This window comes from Streptomyces sp. NPDC001781 (assembly GCF_053596035.1).
This window is the reverse complement of record NZ_JBSFFI010000001.1, coordinates 311,085-326,764: the sequence shown is the minus strand read 5'-3', so window position 1 is coordinate 326,764 and position 15,680 is coordinate 311,085. Positions and strand designations below refer to the sequence as shown.

Here is a 15,680-nt window from a genome sequence, read left to right as displayed (position 1 = left end):
TCGGGTTGAGCGGGTGGGTGCGGGTGGGGTTTTCTCTCTGCCGGAGGCCCCGGGGGGAGAGCCTTCGGCATGGTCCCCGCCCACGTGGGTTCCGGTTCCGGTCACGCACCCCGGGGCCGGGCGGACGGGCGGGGACGGGGCGGGTCCGGACGCGCGCACGTCGTCCGGACCCGCCCCTCGCGCGTGCGCCGTCCGATGTCTCCGTTCGGACAAGTATCGGAAACGGCCGCCCCAACTACCTGTGGAGCACATACAGTTCCGTCCGCACCTACTTTTGAACATGTTCAGGAATCTGGTGCGGCAACGGGGACTTCACGGGGAGGAATCGCATCATGGGCACGTCGAGGAGCAAGGGAGTCAGAGTCGCGGTCATCAGCGGCGTGTGCGTGACGATGCTGGGCGGAGCCGGGTACGGCATGTACAACATCGCCTCCGCGCTGAACAGCACCGCCACCGGCGGGGTCGCGGCCGCACCGACCGGACCGCCCGGCCGAGAGGAGGTCGAGCAGACCACCGCGAAGTTCTTCGCCGCCTGGGAGAAGGGCCGGCCGGACGAGGCGGCGAACCTCACCAACTTCCCCGAGGACGCCGGGTCGCTGCTGACGGCGTACGGCTCGGACGCGCACATCACCGGCGTGCAGATCACCCCCGGCAAGGCGGACGGCAACACGGTCCCGTTCCGGGTGCGGGCGACGGTGTCGTACGGGCAGGAGTCCCGCCCGCTGGCGTACGCGAGCCGGCTGACCGTGGTGCGCGGGGTCAACTCGCACCGCCCGCTGGTCGACTGGGATCCCGCACTGGTGCACCCGAAGCTGGCCAAGGGCGACTCGCTGACCGTGGAGGAGTCCGCCACCCCGCAGGTCGACGCCGTGGACCGGAACGGCCAGGTGCTGACCAGGGAGAAGTACCCCTCCCTCGGCCCGGTCCTGGACGAGTTGCGCAAGCGGTACGGGGACAGGACGGGCGGCCGGGCCGGCGTGGAGCTGGTGGTCCGGCACGAGGGCAGCGGCGCGGCCGACACCACGCTGATGACCCTGGTCGAGGGCAAGCCGGGCAAGCTGCGCACCACGCTCAGCGCGAGCGTCCAGGCGGCGGCCGAGGCGGCCGTGGCCGACTACACCAACTCCTCGGTGGCGGCCGTACGGCCCAGCACCGGCGAGATCCTCGCCTTCGCCAACCACCGCGACGACGGGTTCAACGCGGCCTTCCTCGGCGAGCTGGCCCCCGGCTCCACCATGAAGATCATCAGCGCCGCCACCCTCATCGACTCCGGCCTCACCACGGCGAACGGCCCGGCACCCTGCCCTCCGTCGGCCGTGTGGCAGAGCCAGACCTTCACCAACCTCAAGGACCTCGCGCCGAACGAGAACGCCACCCTCTCCGAGAGCTTCGCCCGCTCCTGCAACACCGCGTTCGTGAAGTTCGCGGACGAGGTGAAGGCGGACTCGCTGGCCACGGAGGCCGCGCAGCGGTTCGGGATCGGGCGGAACGACTGGAAGGTGGGCGTGCCCTCCTTCGACGGCCGGGTCCCCTCACCGGACGGGCCCGACCGGGCGGCCGGGCTGATCGGGCAGGGGCAGGTCCAGATGAGCCCGCTGAACATGGCGTCGGTGACGGCGACCGCGAAGACCGGCACCTTCCGGCAGCCGGTGATCGTCCCGCTGGGTCTGGACGGCCGTCGGGCCGCGACCGCGCGCGGGCTGGCGCCGGGGACCTCCCAGCAGTTGCGGGAGATGATGAACCGCACCGCGCGCAGTGGCACCGCGGCGGGCGTGATGGCCGGGCTCGGCGGGAACGTGGGCGCGAAGACCGGTTCGGCGGAGGTCGACGGGCAGTCTCGGTCCAACAGCTGGTTCACCGGATACCGGGACGACATCGCGGCGGCCGCGATGACGGAGGACGGCGGGCATGGCATCGACGCCGCCGGTCCGATTGTCGCAAGAGTGCTACGGAGTGCGGGCTGAGATCGGCCGAGTCCGCGCACACCCTAGGCTGTTGAGGTCGCCGGGGACGGGTGAGGGCTGCGGGGACCCTGGGGAGAGCGCGGAGGACTTGGGACTGTGGGCAAGAGAAGGCGTGCCGCGAGAAGGCCGAAGAGGAAGCCCGCCGTACTCGGCGGCATGATCGCTCTCGTCGTGGGCGGCGCCGGCCTCGGCCTCTACGCGCTCTACGGGGGCGGGGCGTCCGCCGACGAGGCGTCCACGCTGTCCGACCACAAGAGCGTCAAGACCGGGCCGCCCAGCGCGCTGGAGGTCAGGACGGCCACCTCGCGCTTCCTGACCGCCTGGCAGCAGGGCCACGTCACCGATGCGGCCGCCGCCACCGACGACGCCACGGCGGCGACCGCTCTGCTCACCGGTTTCACCAAGGACGCCCGTCTGAAGGACGTCAGTCTCACCGCGGGCCGGGCGGCCGGTGCGAAGGTGCCGTTCTCCGTCAGGGCCACGGTCGCGTACCAGGGCGTCAGCAAACCGCTGGCGTACACGAGTTCGCTGACCGTGGTGCGGCGGGCGAGCGACGGCGCGGCTCTGGTGGGCTGGCGGCCCGCCGTGGTGCACCCGGAGCTGAAGGAGGGCGACACCCTGGTCACCGGCGCCTCGGGCACCCCGCCGGTCAGGGCGCTGGACCGCGCCGGCGGCGAGCTGACCGTGACCGCCTACCCCTCGCTGGGCCCGGTGCTGGACGGGCTGCGGGAGAAGTACGGCAGGACGGCCGGCGGCAAGGCGGGCGTGGAGCTGCGCGTGGTGCGCGGCAAGGCGTCCAAGAAGGCCGGGCTGTCGGACAAGACGCTGGCCGAGCTGAGCGAGGGCACGCCGGGCACGGTGAAGACCACGCTGGACCCCAGGTTCCAGGGGGCGGCCGAGCAGCAGGTGGCCAAGCGGGAGAAGGCGTCGGTGGTGGCGCTGCGCGCGTCGACCGGTGAGATCCTCGCGGTCGCCAACAGCGGCCACGGCTTCAACATCGGCTTCCAGGGCTCGCTGGCTCCCGGCTCCACCATGAAGGTGATCACCTCGTCCCTGCTGATCGAGAAGGGTCTGGCGGAGGCGGACCGGAAGCACCCGTGCCCGAAGACCTTCACCTTCGGCGGCTGGAAGTTCCACAACGACGACGACTTCGAGATCAAGAACGGCACCTTCAAGGCGAGCTTCGCCCGCTCCTGCAACACCGCCTTCATCAGCCAGGCGAAGAAGCTGAAGAACGACGACCTGACCAGGCAGGCCCAGCAGGTCTTCGGCCTCTCCAAGAACAACTGGTCGGTCGGTGTGCCCACGCTGGACGGCTCGGTGCCGGTGCAGTCGGCGGCGCAGATGGCGGCCTCGCTGATCGGGCAGGGCGGGGTGCGGATGAACCCGCTGAACATGGCCTCGGTGGCGGCGACCGTGAAGACGGGCACGTTCCACCAGCCGTACCTGGTCGCCCCGTCCGTCGACCACCGCACGCTGGCGACCGCGTCCCGCACGATGTCGGCGAAGACGGTGGGCCAGCTCCGCGAGCTGATGAACTTCACCGCCGCGTACGGCACGGCCGCCGAGGCGATGTCCGGGCTCGGTCCGGACTACGGCGCCAAGACCGGCTCGGCCGAGGTCGACAACCAGAAGAAGCCGAACGGCTGGTTCACCGCCTACCGGGGCGACCTGGCCTCGGCCGGCGTGGTGCAGGCGGGCGGCCACGGCGGGGACACGGCCGGGCCGATCGTCGCCACCCTGCTCCGGCTCGGCTGATCAGTTCCGTACGGGCTCGGCCGTGTAGGTGCGCAGCAGGAACCTCGTGAGCGACTTCACGTCGAACTGGACCACGTCCACACCTTCCGGGGAGTGGAACTCGAGGACCGCCTGGACGCGCCCGCAGGGCCAGACCCGCACGTCCCCGCTCTCGGCGGGGGCCCGCAGGCCGTTCTCCAGCAGGGACCGGGAGAAGGTCCACTCCGCGGGGCCGGGCAGTCCGACCTGGACGGCGAGGGGGTCGGTGTCGGGGTCGTAGCGGAGCACCACGTGAACGGCGTCGGGGTCGTCCTCCGCGTCGGTGACGATGTGGGCGCGTGTGTACTGCTCGACTACGGACATCGGATCGCCCTCTCACGTTCGGTGACCGCCACGAAGGCCACACAGCCGCTTCGTCTCTAATGTCGCATATTTTCCGATTTGCGCCCTCGGGGGGGGGTGCCTGGAGTCGAGACCACCTCGCTCTTGCAAGGCATTCGCAACAAGCGCTTAAAATTGAACGGTGCATGTACCTGACGGATTCATCGACGCCCCCACCTCCGCTGTCACCGGGGTGGTCGCCGCGGGCGCCCTCGCGGTGAGCCTGCGCGGCGCCCGCCGCGAACTGGACGAGCGGACCGCGCCGCTGGCCGGCCTGGTCGCCGCGTTCATCTTCGCCGTACAGATGCTCAACTTCCCCGTGGCGGCCGGAACAAGCGGCCACCTGCTGGGCGGAGCACTGGCGGCGATACTCGTCGGCCCCTGTACGGCCGTGCTGTGCGTGTCGGTGGTCCTGCTCATGCAGGGCGTGCTGTTCGCGGACGGCGGGCTGACCGCGCTCGGCGTCAACATCACCGACATGGCGATCGTCACGACCGTGGTGGCGTACGCCGTCTTCAAGGGGCTGATCGCCGTGCTGCCGCGCTCCCGGCGCTCGATCACCGCCGCCTCCTTCGTCGCCGCCCTGCTCTCCGTGCCGGCCGCGGCCGTCGTCTTCACGCTGATCTACGCGATCGGCGGCACCACCGACGTGTCCATCGTCAAGGTGGCCACCGCGATGATCGGTGTCCACGTGCTGATCGGCATCGGCGAGGCCGTGATCACCGCACTCACCGTCGCCGCCGTCGTCGCGGTCCGCCCCGACCTGGTGCACGGGGCGCGCGGGCTGCGGCAGAGGCTGCGGCTGAGGGTGAACGGCGAACTGGTCGACGCCCCCGACGCCGCCCCGGCCCCGGCCGCCGCGCGCACCTCCCGGCGCACCCTGTGGATCACCGGCCTGGTCACCTCGCTGGTCCTCGCCGGATTCGTCAGCTTCTACGCCTCCGCCAACCCGGACGGACTGGAGAAGGTCGCCCACGACAAGGGCATCGACAGGAAGACCGAGCCGCACCACTCCGCGGACTCCCCGCTGGCCGACTACGGCGTCAAGGACGTGGCGAACGCCCGGCTCTCCGGCGGGCTGGCGGGCGTGATCGGCGTCGGCGTCACCGTCGTCGCGGGCAGCGCGGTCTTCTGGGCGGTGCGCCGCCGCCGCGACCACGACGTCTCTCCCGCGAAGACGGGCGTCTGAGATGGGTGCGGGCCACGCCCACAAGCTCTACCGGCACGGGCACTCCGCCGTTCACCGGCTGCCTCCGCACACCAAGCTGGCGGCCGTCTTCGCCTTCGTCGTGGTGGTGGTCTCCACCCCGCGCGAGGCGATGTGGGCGTTCGGGGTGTACGCGCTGCTGCTGGCCTGTGTCGCCTGCCGGGCGCGGGTGCCCGCCGGGTTCCTGCTGAAGCGGCTGCTGATCGAGGTGCCGTTCGTCGCGTTCGCGGTGCTCATGCCGTTCGTCGCGGAGGGCGAGCGGGTGCACGTCCTCGGGCTCTCGCTGAGCGTCGACGGCCTGTGGGGCGCCTGGAACGTGCTGGCCAAGGGCACCCTGGGTGTCGCCGCCTCCGTGCTGCTCGCCGCCACCACCGACCTGCGCGAACTGCTGCTCGGCCTCCAGCGGCTGAAGCTGCCGCCGCTGCTGGTGCAGATCGCCTCCTTCATGATCCGCTACGGCGACGTGATCACCGACGAGATGCGCCGGATGCGGATCGCCCGCGAGTCGCGCGGCTTCGAGGCCCGGGGGGTACGGCACTGGGGGGTGCTCGCCAAGTCGGCGGGCGCGCTGTTCATCCGCTCCTACGAGCGTGGCGAGCGGGTCCATCTGGCCATGGTGAGCCGGGGCTACGCCGGGTCGATGCCGGTCATCGACGAGGTCACCGCCACCCGTGACCAGTGGCTGCGCGCGCTGGCCCTGCCCTGCTCCGCCCTCGTCGTCTGTCTGCTGGGATGGTTCCTGTGAGTACCCCATCGCTCGAGGTCTCCGGCCTCGCCTTCGCCTACCCCGACGGCCACCAGGCCCTGTTCGGCGTCGACTTCACCGTCCCGCGCGGCGAACGGGTCGCGCTGCTCGGGCCGAACGGCGCGGGCAAGACCACGCTCGTGCTGCACCTCAACGGCATCCTGTCCGGCGGCACCGGCACGGTCACGGTGGCCGGACTCCCGGTCGGCAAGCGGCACATGGCCGAGATCAGGCAGAAGGTTGGCATCGTCTTCCAGGACCCCGACGACCAGCTCTTCATGCCGACCGTGCGCGAGGACGTGGCGTTCGGACCGGCGGCGGCAGGACTGAAGGGGGCCGAACTGGAGGAGCGGGTGCGGACCGCGCTGGAACAGGTCGGGATGGCGGAGTTCGCCGACCGGCCCCCGCACCATCTCTCCTTCGGGCAGCGGCGCCGGGTCGCGGTGGCGACGGTGCTGGCGATGCGGCCGGAGATCCTCGTCCTGGACGAGCCGTCCTCCAACCTCGACCCCGCCTCGCGGCGCGAACTGGCCGACATCCTGCGAGCGCTGGACGTCACGGTGCTGATGGTCACGCACGACCTGCCCTACGCGCTCGAACTGTGCCCGCGCGCGCTGATCCTCAGTGACGGGGTGATCGCGGCCGACGGACCCACGGGCAAGCTGCTCTCCGACGACACACTGATGCGGGCGCACCGGCTGGAGCTGCCGTTCGGGTTCGATCCGCGCACGGTGGCGCTGGACGCGTAAGAGGTCCGGGGCGCCGGAGGCCGGCGGGCCTGCCGGACTCCGGGCCTGTCGGGTCGGTCGGGCTCCGGGTCTGTCGGGCTCCGGGTCTGTCGGGCCTGTCGGGGCCGAGGAATCCAAGGCCGTACGGCCGTGTTTCGCTCGTGAGTGCGGGCGAGGAAAGGGATGCGGCGTGGATGTGCGTGTGAACGGCACGGTGGCCGAGGGCTTCGAGCCGGTGGCGGAGGCGTTCGCGGCGAACTTCTCCCGGCTCGGGGAGCGGGGCGCGGCAGTGGCCGTGTACCGGGACGGGCACCGGGTCGTCGACCTGTGGGCGGGCACCCGTGACATCGACGGTTCCGCACCCTGGGAGCGCGGCACCGCGCAGATCGTGCGCTCCGCCACCAAGGGCGTCGCCGCCGCCGCGCTCCTGCTGCTGCACCAGCGGGGCCTGCTGGACCTGGACGCCCCGGTGGGCGCGTACTGGCCCCAGTTCAAGGCGGCGGGCAAGGAGCGCGCCCTCGTCCGCGACCTGCTCGCCCACCGGGCGGGCGTGCCGGTGCTGGACCGGCCGCTGACCCCCGCGGAGGCCGCCGACCCCGACCTCGGCGCGGCGGCCGTCGCCGCGCAGGCGCCGGTGTGGGAACCGGGCACGGACCACGGGTACCACGCGCAGACGTACAGCTGGCTCACGGGCGAGCTGGTCCGGCGGGTGACCGGGCGCCCGGTCGGCGAGTTCATCGCGTCCGAGATCGCCGCGCCGGCCGGGGCGGACGTGTGGGTGGGGCTGCCCTCCTCGGAGCAGGCGCGCGCGGGCCGGGTGGGCCAGGTGGCGGAGCCCGAGGCGACCGGTGCGCTGAAGGTACGGCCCAAGCGGTCCGTCGCGGACGCCTACGCCGACCCCGCCTCCCTGACCCGCCGCGCTTTCGCCGCGATCACCCCGCTGCCGGACGAGAACGACCCCGCCTACCGCGCGGCCGCCCTCCCCGCCTCCAACGGCATCGCCACGGCGGACGGCCTGGCCCGCGTGTACGCGTCCCTCATCGGTGAAGTGGACGGCGGTACGCGGCTGTTCACCCCGGAGACGAGGGAGTTGGCCCGCACCGAAGCCTCCGCCGGCCCGGACCGGGTGCTCGTCGTCGGCACCCGCTTCGGCCTCGGCTTCATGCTCCACGGCCCCGCGTCCCCGCTGCTGTCCCCCGGCTCCTTCGGCCACCCCGGCCGCGGCGGCGCCCTGGCCTTCGCCGACCCCGACTCCGGCACCGCCTTCGGCTACGTCACCAACGGCTTCCGCGGTGGAGTGACGGCGGACCCGAGGGCACAGGGGCTGGTGCGGGCGGTACGGAATTCCCTGGGGCGGGACTGAAGCCGTGCGGCTGAAGTCGGCCGTCGCCGCGACAGAAGGGCTGATTCAAGCCAAGCAATGAGAAGGTAAAGGCGCCCATCGAAGCCGCATATGCGCAGGTCATTGCGGTAACCGTGCGCCCCCCACTCGCTGGCCAATTTCATGGTGGCCAAGTGATCGACAAGTGGGTAAAGTGCCCATGTGCTCAGCGCCCGAAAGTCGAACGCCGAGCCTTGCCGGATCCCTCTCCGACCAAGAGGGTTCGACAGCAGAAAAGTAATCGGGGGATAGAATTCCGGGGGCCCTTTCGGTTTCCACGCCTGTTCAGGTCGCCCTCACAGGCTTTCTCCCCCTTGCGACGACGCAAGGGATCACTCGAATGAACCGCAATATTCTGCGGATGGCGGCCGTTTCGGCCGTCGCCGCCATCGCCCTCGGCGGGACCGCCGGACCGGCCCAGGCATCCCAGGCTCCGGTGGCCACGCCTCCGGCCGTCTCGACCACGCAGCAGGCGGAGGCTCAGCAGGCCGCGCGCAAGCTGCTGGCGAGCCCCCTGGCGGCCGGCATCTCGGACGCCGAGCGGACCGAGATGAACAGGATCGTCAGCGGTGAACTCTAGGCCGCCAGCAAGTAGCCATCGCCCCCGGCCTGACGCTCCTTGACATATACAACGCCCTGCACTGATGACGGTCAGGGGGCAGGAACGCCTCCGACCCCCTGACTGACCGGCGTTGGCCGGGTCCGCCCGGGCCGACCCGGCCAACGCCGGGACACAGAGACACGGAGTGTCCCGGATGACCGATACCAAGTCCCCCCGCCTCACCACGGAAGGCACATGGGTCCTTCCTCTTCTGGCACTCGCGCCGCTGGCAGTGCTCGGACTCCTCACGGAGCATTCCCAGCCGTGGCTCGCCATTTCCTGGGGCCTGTTCGCCCTGGCCACCCTTTTGGTGGCAGCAGGATGGGCATCGGTGTTTCGACATGGCACGCGCGGGACCTCGGCATGGGGTACATGCATTCTTGCGCACGCGGTATTGGCCTGGCAGCTCGTTTCCCTCGTGCGGCAATAGGCGGCATAGGCCACCTCACGCGATGTGACACATAGCCGAGGGACGGGATTCGGGGGAAGAGGCCCGCGCGGCGACCTTTCGGTTTCCACGCCTGTTCAGCTCGTCTGCGAGGGCTTCCTCCCCCTTGCGACAACGCAAAAGAAACCCTGCATCAACCGAACCAATCCGAGTACGGTTGCCGATTCGGCCAGGACCTCGACCGACCTGCCGGCCGGCAGGTCGGTCGACCACTCGAAGGAATCGTGCGGTGGACATGGGTGACGTGCTCGTCGAGGTCCGGAGCCTCGGCCGGTCCTTCGGCCCCAAGCGAGTCCTGGACGATGTCTCGCTCGTCCTCCGGGCCGGTGAGGTGACCGGCTTCGTCGGGGCCAACGGCGCGGGGAAGACCACGACGATCCAGCTGATGCTGGGCCTCCTGCGGGGCGAAGGGCGAACCCTCTTCTTCGGCAGGCCGCTGTACGACGTCGGGTCCGGCGTGGCCGCAGCCAGCGCGCTGCTGGGGACACTCTCCTGCGCGGTGACGCTGGCGGTGTCCGGCGCCCCGCAGCCGGCCTGGGGCGAAGTCGGGGCGCCGGCCGCACGGTTCGTCGGATGGATGGGGTGCTGGGCGCTGCTGTGCTTGGCACTCGTCGCCATGCTGCGCGGCCGAGTCGTGCCGGTCCTGCTGCTGGTCCTGTGGCCACTGCTCGGTGAGCGCCTCGCGGGCGCACTGCTCGGGAACGTGCCCGGCCTGGGCGGCGTGAGCGACTGGCTTCCCTTCGCCGCGGGCCGGGCGATGCTCACCGATGTCTCGGCCTACTCGGGCGACGACCGACCCTTCGCGCAGGCACTGGTCGGCTCACACCTGTCCACGCCGGTCGCGACGGCCGTGTTCTTCGCGTATGTCGCGGCCGTCACGGCAGCAGGGCTGTGGGCCTACTGCCGGAGAGACGCCAGGACGGGCTGATCACCTTCGCACTTCATACGTGGATGGCGTGCGAGATGCGCCCGGAGTCCGCGTCTATCTCCTCGTGCGCCTTGGTCAGCAGGCGCATCGCGAGTTCGTTCAGGGCGCGGGCACCGGCGATCTCCTCGCCGACCCTCGGCTGGTTGGAGTCGACCCGGTGCCGGGTCGCGTGCCCGTGCGCCCGCACCTCGCTGCCGTCCGCCAGCCGCACCAGCGCTACCGCGCGCGTGTGCTGGTCGTCCTCCTCGAACTCCAGCTCGATGTGCCAACCCACGGTGTTGTGCATCATCCCGACCACCTCCGAAAGCCACCGTGCCCCCTGCTTCAAGGGTGCGCCCGCCTCCGGCGAAGTTCACGTCGGACCGGTGACGTCAGTCCGCCGTCTTCTCCTCGAAGCTGGCGAAGTACGCCGCCGCCATGTCCTCGTCCCCGTGCCCCTGGGCGGCCGCGCGGGCGAAGCGGTCGGCGGTCGCCTCGGCCAGGTCGAGGCGGACCCCGCCCCGCTCGGCGGCGGCCACGATCAGCCGGGCGTCCTTCTCGGCGGTGGCGACGGCGAACGAGGCCGGGGTGAGCCTGCCGTCCAGGACCAGGGCGGACTTGGCCCGGAGGTAGCCCATGTCCAGCGGGCCGCCCTCGATGAGGTCGAAGAACGAGCGCGGGTCGACGCCGAGCGCCTGGGCGAGCGCCAGCACCTCCCCGGTGGCCGCGGTCACCGCGAGCACCCAGTTGTTGGCGACCAGCTTGAGCCTGCTCGCGCTGCCCTCGGCCCCGTCCTCGCCGGTCCACACCGTGCGGGAGCCGACCGCGTCGAAGACCGGGGCGAGGGTGGCCCGTCCCGCCTCGGGCCCGGCGGCCAGCACGGTGAGCTGTCCGTCCTCGGCGGGCTTGCGGGTACCGAGCACGGGCGCGTCGTAGAACTCCAGCCCGTGCTCGCGGGCGAACGCGGCGAGACGGCCGGTGAGTTCCGCACCGGCGGTGGTGCTCTGCACCCACAGCGTGCCGGGGCGCAGCGCGGGCGCCGCCTCGCGCATCACCTCCAGCACGGTGTCCCCGTCGTACAGCATGGTCAGCACCACGTCCGCGCCCTCGATCGCCTCGGCGGCCGTGCCGGTGACCCGGACGCCGTCCTCCGCGAGGGGTTCGGCCTTGGCGCGGGTGCGGTTCCAGGCGCGTACGGGGAGCCCGGCGGTGGCGAGGTTGCGGGCCATGGCGGCGCCCATGATGCCGGTGCCCAGCACGGCGACGGTCGGCCGGTCGGTGGTCATACGGTGGCTCTCCTTCTCACGGGATGGGGTACCGCGAGGAGCGTCGATCATGCCCCTCGTGCCCATCCTGCCCGCAGAACCGGCCCGGCCCACCCTGGCACAGCCGGTCCCGCGGCCACCGGTCGAGGAACTCGGCGACTTCCCGCCCGTGGTCGTCGCGGTCGGCTCGGGTCGGCTCCTCGGCCGTCCGCGGGGTGCGGTCGGTTCCCTCGCCGTTCGGTACGGGACTCACCCCGCGTGCAGCATCAGTCCGATCCCCACCACCAGCAGCCCCGCCGCTGCGATGCGCGGAGCGCCGAAGCGCTCCTTGAAGAAGAGGGCGCCGATGGCCGCGCCGACGATGATCGAGGACTCGCGGAGGGCGGCGACGGGCGCGAGGGCGGCGCGGGTCTGCGCCCAGAGGACGAGGGCGTAGGCGGCGACCGAGAGCACCGCCCCGAGGAGGCCGAGCGGGGCGTACGGCTTGAGCTTGCGGACCATGTCGCCGCGGACCCGGTAGTACATGTACGCGGGGATGAAGACCCCCTGGGCGGCCATCAGCCAGGCGATGTAGCCGAGCGGGGTGTCCGCGTGCCGTACGCCGATGCCGTCGAGGACCGTGTACACGGCGATGGTGAGCCCGGTGGCGACGGCGGCGCCGATGGCCTTCCAGTCCGGCCGCCGCCCGCGCAGCCCCCACAGGCTCACCCCGGTCAGCCCGACGCAGGACACGGCGACCCCGGCCGCCGCCCACCCGCCGGGCACCTCGTGCGCGAACAGGGCGGCCAGCACGGTCACGACCAGCGGCGCGGTGCCGCGCGCGATCGGGTACGCCTGCCCGAAGTCCCCGAGCCGGAAGGAGGTCATGAGCAGCGCGTAGTACGCGACGTGCACCCCGGCGGAGGTGAGCAGGTACGGCCAGGCGGGGCCGGCCGGCCAGGGCGCGAACAATGCCGTCACCAGCCCGACGACCAGTCCGCCCCCGGCGATCAGTGTGAAGCCGGTCAGCTTGTCGCCGATCCGGTGGGCGATGGCGTTCCACCCGGCGTGGGTGAACGCGGCGAGCAGTACGGCGGCGGTGACGAGCGGCGTCACCGGACAGGACCAGTCGTCGTCATACCCGGCACGCTAACCGATCACTGGGTGGCCTGTTCAAGGGGTTCGGCCGGGCCTGACCGGTCACGGCCGGCAGGACGGCGGACGGCCGGTGAGGCTCCCTCACCGGCCGTCCGCCGGTCGCGCGTCCGTCAGACGCGGACCAGTTCCCGGTCCCCGTCGGGGTCGGGGTCCGCGCGGAGCCCCTCGCCCTCGACGTCCACGTTGGGCAGGACGCGGTCCAGCCAGGCCGGGAGCCACCAGGCGCGGCGCCCCAGGAGCGCCAGGACGGCCGGGACGATGGCCATGCGGACGACGAAGGCGTCGAAGAAGACGGCGATGGCCAGGCCGAAGCCGATCATCTTGATCATCGCCTCGCTGGAGCCGATGAAGCCGGAGAAGACGGCGATCATGATGACGGCGGCGGCGGTGACGACCCGCGCGCTGTAGCGGAAGCCGGTGACGACCGCCTGGCCCGGGTTCTCCCCGTGGACGTACGCCTCACGCATCCGGGTCACGAGGAACACCTCGTAGTCCATGGCGAGTCCGAAGACCACGCCGACCATGAAGATCGGCATCATCGACATGACCGGCCCGGTCTGCTCGACGTTCATCAGGCCGGACAGCCAGCCCCACTGGAAGACGGCGACGACCGCGCCGAGGGCGGCGAGCACGCTGAGCAGGAAGCCGAGGGCCGCCTTCAGCGGGACCAGGACCGAGCGGAACACCACGATCAGCAGCAGGAAGGCCAGACCGACGACCAGCGCGAGGTACGGCAGCAGCGCGTCGTTCAGCTTCTGCGACACGTCGATGTTCATCGCCGTGGCACCCGTGACCAGCAGCTTCGCGTCCGTCGTGGAGACGATCGACGCGCTCCTGCCCCGGATGGCGTGCACCAGGTCCTCGGTGGTGGCCGAGGACGGCTGGGACTTCGGGACGACGGTGATGATCGCGGTGTCGCCCGCCTTGTTGGGCGCCGGCGGAGTGACCGTGACGACGTCCTTCAGACCCTTGATCTCGTCGCCGACCCTGGCGAACGCGTCCTTCTTGTCGGCGCTGCCCTTGGCGTCGACGACGACCGTCAGCGGGCCGTTGAAGCCGGGGCCGAAGCCGTCGGAGAGCAGGTCGTAGGCGCGGCGCTGGGTGGTGGAGACGGGCTGGGAGCCGTCGTCGGGCAGGCCCAGTTCGAGTGAGGCGGCCGGGACGGCGGCGGCCCCGAGGCCGACCACGCCGAGCAGCAGCACGGTGACCGGGCGGCGGACCACGAAGCTGGCCCACCGGGTGCCCATGTTCGGACGGCCGGCCTTCTTCGCCGCGCGTCCCCCGCCGAGCAGCCTGCTCTTCTCGCCGGCCGGCTTGACCGTGCGGCCCGCGTACCCGAGCAGCGCCGGGATCATGGTGAGCGCGATCAGCACGGCGATGGCGACCGTGCCCGCGGCGGCCACGCCCATCTTGGTCAGCATCGGGATGTTGACGACCGAGAGCCCGACCAGCGCGATGACGACGGTGAGGCCCGCGAAGACCACCGCCGAGCCCGCCGTACCCACGGCGCGGCCCGCCGCCTCCTCGCGGTCGCGGCCCTCGGCCAGTTCGGCGCGGTAGCGGGAGACGATGAAGAGGGCGTAGTCGATGCCGACCGCGAGGCCGATCATCGTGGCCAGCGTGGAGGTGGTGGAGCCCAGGTCGAGCGGGGTGGCCAGCACGGTGATCGCGGAGACGCCGATGCCGACGCCGACGATCGCGGTGAGCAGCGGCAGTCCGGCCGCGATGAGCGAGCCGAAGGTGATGACGAGGACGACGGCCGCGATGGCGATGCCGATGACCTCGCTGGAGCCGGTCTCGGGCGCGGTGGTGAGCGCGTCGCCGCCGATCTCGACGGTCAGCCCGGCGTCCCGCGCGTGCCCGGCGCTCTCCTTGAGGGCGTCGCGGGAGGCGTCCTCCAGCTCCATCCCGGAGACCTTGTACTTGACCGAGGCGTAGGCGATCGTGCCGTCCCGGCTGACCGCCTTGCCCGTGTACGGGTCGGCCACGGAGGCGACCTCGGAGCCGGAGCCCAGCTCCTTGACGGTCCTCTCCACCGCCGCCTTGTTGCCGGCGTCGGTCGTCTTCTGGCCCTCGGGCGCCTTGAAGACGACACGGGCGGTGGCGCCGTCGGCGCTCATGCCGGGGAAGCGCTGCTCCAGCAGGTCGAAGGCGCGCTGCGCCTCGGTGCCCGGGATGGAGAAGGACGAGTTGCCGGCGGGCGGCGCGGAGGCGGCGCCCACCCCGGCGAGGGTGAGCAGCGCGACCCACAGCAGGGCGACGAAGTGCCGTCGCCGGAAGGCGAATCGGCCGAGTTTGTACAGGTACGTGGCCACGAGGGCGTACTCCCGGTCAGGTCGTGGAGAGCATCTGGGCAGAAGAGGTCAGCCCGGCGACGTGAGCGGAGACGTCAGGAGGTGGGCTTGCGGGGAGGGGTTCGGTCAGGTGGTGGGGACGCCGAGAGCGGGGAGGATCACGGCGTCGATGTAGGAGCTGAGGAAGTGCTGCGTGGGAGGCTGCCCGTCGACGAGCGCCCGGGTGGCGAACGCGCCGATCATCATGTGCACCACGAAGGGCAGCGCCGGGTTGTCCGGGGCCACTTCACCCCGGTCCACGGCACGGGAGAGCATCTCGCGCAGCTCGGTGATCTCGGGCTCGACGACCTGCTCCCGGAACGCCTGCAGCAGGTCCGGATTGGTGTGGGTGGCCATGGCCAGACCCCGCATCAGGGCGGTGTTCTGCTCCATGGCGCAGTCGTCCTCGCGATGCACGACGGCCAGGAGGTCCCCGCGCAGCGAGCCGGTGTCCACGTCGGAGATCCGGCCGGGCTTGCTGTGCCGGATCGCGCGGGCGACCAGTTCGGCCTTGCCGCCCCACTGGCGGTAGAGCGTGGCCTTGCTGGAGCGGGTGCGGGCGGCGACGGCGTCCATCGTGAGGGCGTCGTAGCCGACCTCGCGGAGCAGATCGAGGACCGCCTCGTACAGCTCGGCCGCGCGCTCGGGCGTGAGCCTGCTGCGACGCGCGGTGGCGGCCTCGGCCATCCGTCCCACCCTCTCCCGCCCGTCCGGACGACACTGCTCGTCGTACGGGACTCCGTACAGGACGAAGGTACCCCGGCCACCTACGAAACGAAACCGTTTCGTACGGATGGAGCGAGTGTCCTGCGTCACGGGAGTCCCACCGCACGAGTTGCTGTGCCT

At 71.6% G+C, this 15,680-nt stretch carries 15 protein-coding genes; 9 read left to right on the top strand and 6 right to left on the bottom strand.

Translation table 11 applies throughout. The features are described from left to right. Positions 1–332 precede the first annotated feature (332 nt). Entirely contained in the window at positions 333–1,964 is a 1,632-nt protein-coding gene (locus tag ACWCV3_RS01660) for a penicillin-binding transpeptidase domain-containing protein (protein ID WP_451216720.1), read from the top strand. 96 nt (positions 1,965–2,060) lie between these two features. Continuing rightward, positions 2,061–3,722 (top strand): penicillin-binding transpeptidase domain-containing protein, encoded by a 1,662-nt coding sequence (locus ACWCV3_RS01655; protein ID WP_451216717.1) that lies wholly within the window; start codon positions 2,061–2,063, stop codon positions 3,720–3,722. Here the strand turns inward: ACWCV3_RS01655 and ACWCV3_RS01650 are convergent, their stop codons facing one another. Beyond that, positions 3,723–4,064, bottom strand: a complete 342-nt coding sequence (locus ACWCV3_RS01650) for an SsgA family sporulation/cell division regulator (protein WP_451216714.1) — start codon at positions 4,062–4,064, stop codon at positions 3,723–3,725. It abuts the gene before it with no gap. A 160-nt stretch (positions 4,065–4,224) separates the two neighbouring features. On the opposite strand from ACWCV3_RS01650, the gene ACWCV3_RS01645 reads away from it, so the two are divergent. The 7 genes from ACWCV3_RS01645 to ACWCV3_RS01615 all read left to right on the top strand — a co-directional run bounded on the left by ACWCV3_RS01645 (position 4,225) and on the right by ACWCV3_RS01615 (position 10,120). Then, positions 4,225–5,271 (top strand): energy-coupling factor ABC transporter permease, encoded by a 1,047-nt coding sequence (locus tag ACWCV3_RS01645; RefSeq protein WP_451216712.1) that lies wholly within the window; start codon positions 4,225–4,227, stop codon positions 5,269–5,271. Between the two features lies 1 nt (position 5,272). Beyond that, positions 5,273–6,034, top strand: a complete 762-nt coding sequence (gene cbiQ, locus ACWCV3_RS01640; protein WP_451216709.1) for a cobalt ECF transporter T component CbiQ — start codon at positions 5,273–5,275, stop codon at positions 6,032–6,034. Continuing rightward, on the top strand, positions 6,022–6,783 hold the full coding sequence (locus tag ACWCV3_RS01635; RefSeq protein ID WP_451216706.1) for an energy-coupling factor ABC transporter ATP-binding protein: 762 nt from the start codon (positions 6,022–6,024) through the stop codon (positions 6,781–6,783). The genes cbiQ and ACWCV3_RS01635 overlap by 13 nt, the downstream gene beginning before the upstream one ends. A gap of 175 nt (positions 6,784–6,958) precedes the next feature. Beyond that, positions 6,959–8,125 carry a serine hydrolase domain-containing protein gene (locus ACWCV3_RS01630; protein WP_451216803.1) on the top strand — a complete coding sequence of 389 codons (1,167 nt, stop codon included), beginning with the start codon at positions 6,959–6,961 and terminating at the stop codon, positions 8,123–8,125. A 358-nt stretch (positions 8,126–8,483) separates the two neighbouring features. Then, positions 8,484–8,723, top strand: a complete 240-nt coding sequence (locus tag ACWCV3_RS01625; protein WP_451216703.1) for a hypothetical protein — start codon at positions 8,484–8,486, stop codon at positions 8,721–8,723. 175 nt (positions 8,724–8,898) lie between these two features. Continuing rightward, positions 8,899–9,174: a hypothetical protein gene (locus tag ACWCV3_RS01620; RefSeq protein ID WP_451216701.1), complete on the top strand. Its 276-nt coding sequence runs from the start codon at positions 8,899–8,901 to the stop codon at positions 9,172–9,174. Positions 9,175–9,427: 253 nt separating this feature from the next. Continuing rightward, the gene (locus tag ACWCV3_RS01615) at positions 9,428–10,120 is read left to right on the top strand and encodes an ATP-binding cassette domain-containing protein (RefSeq protein ID WP_451216800.1); all 693 of its coding nucleotides are present in this window, start codon (positions 9,428–9,430) and stop codon (positions 10,118–10,120) included. 13 nt (positions 10,121–10,133) lie between these two features. Here ACWCV3_RS01615 and ACWCV3_RS01610 read toward each other — a convergent pair whose 3' ends face one another. The 5 genes from ACWCV3_RS01610 to ACWCV3_RS01590 form a co-directional block, all read right to left on the bottom strand. Then, positions 10,134–10,409, bottom strand: a complete 276-nt coding sequence (locus tag ACWCV3_RS01610; RefSeq protein ID WP_451216698.1) for a DUF1876 domain-containing protein — start codon at positions 10,407–10,409, stop codon at positions 10,134–10,136. An 82-nt stretch (positions 10,410–10,491) separates the two neighbouring features. Next, a complete protein-coding gene (locus tag ACWCV3_RS01605; protein WP_451216696.1) occupies positions 10,492–11,385 on the bottom strand; it encodes an NAD(P)-dependent oxidoreductase in 894 nt (297 codons plus the stop codon). Between the two features lie 228 nt (positions 11,386–11,613). Continuing rightward, the gene (locus ACWCV3_RS01600) at positions 11,614–12,459 is read right to left on the bottom strand and encodes an EamA family transporter (protein ID WP_451216693.1); all 846 of its coding nucleotides are present in this window, start codon (positions 12,457–12,459) and stop codon (positions 11,614–11,616) included. Positions 12,460–12,611: 152 nt separating this feature from the next. Then, positions 12,612–14,816, bottom strand: a complete 2,205-nt coding sequence (locus ACWCV3_RS01595; protein WP_451216690.1) for an MMPL family transporter — start codon at positions 14,814–14,816, stop codon at positions 12,612–12,614. A gap of 105 nt (positions 14,817–14,921) precedes the next feature. Beyond that, on the bottom strand, positions 14,922–15,521 hold the full coding sequence (locus tag ACWCV3_RS01590; RefSeq protein WP_451216687.1) for a TetR/AcrR family transcriptional regulator: 600 nt from the start codon (positions 15,519–15,521) through the stop codon (positions 14,922–14,924). Positions 15,522–15,680 lie beyond the last annotated feature (159 nt).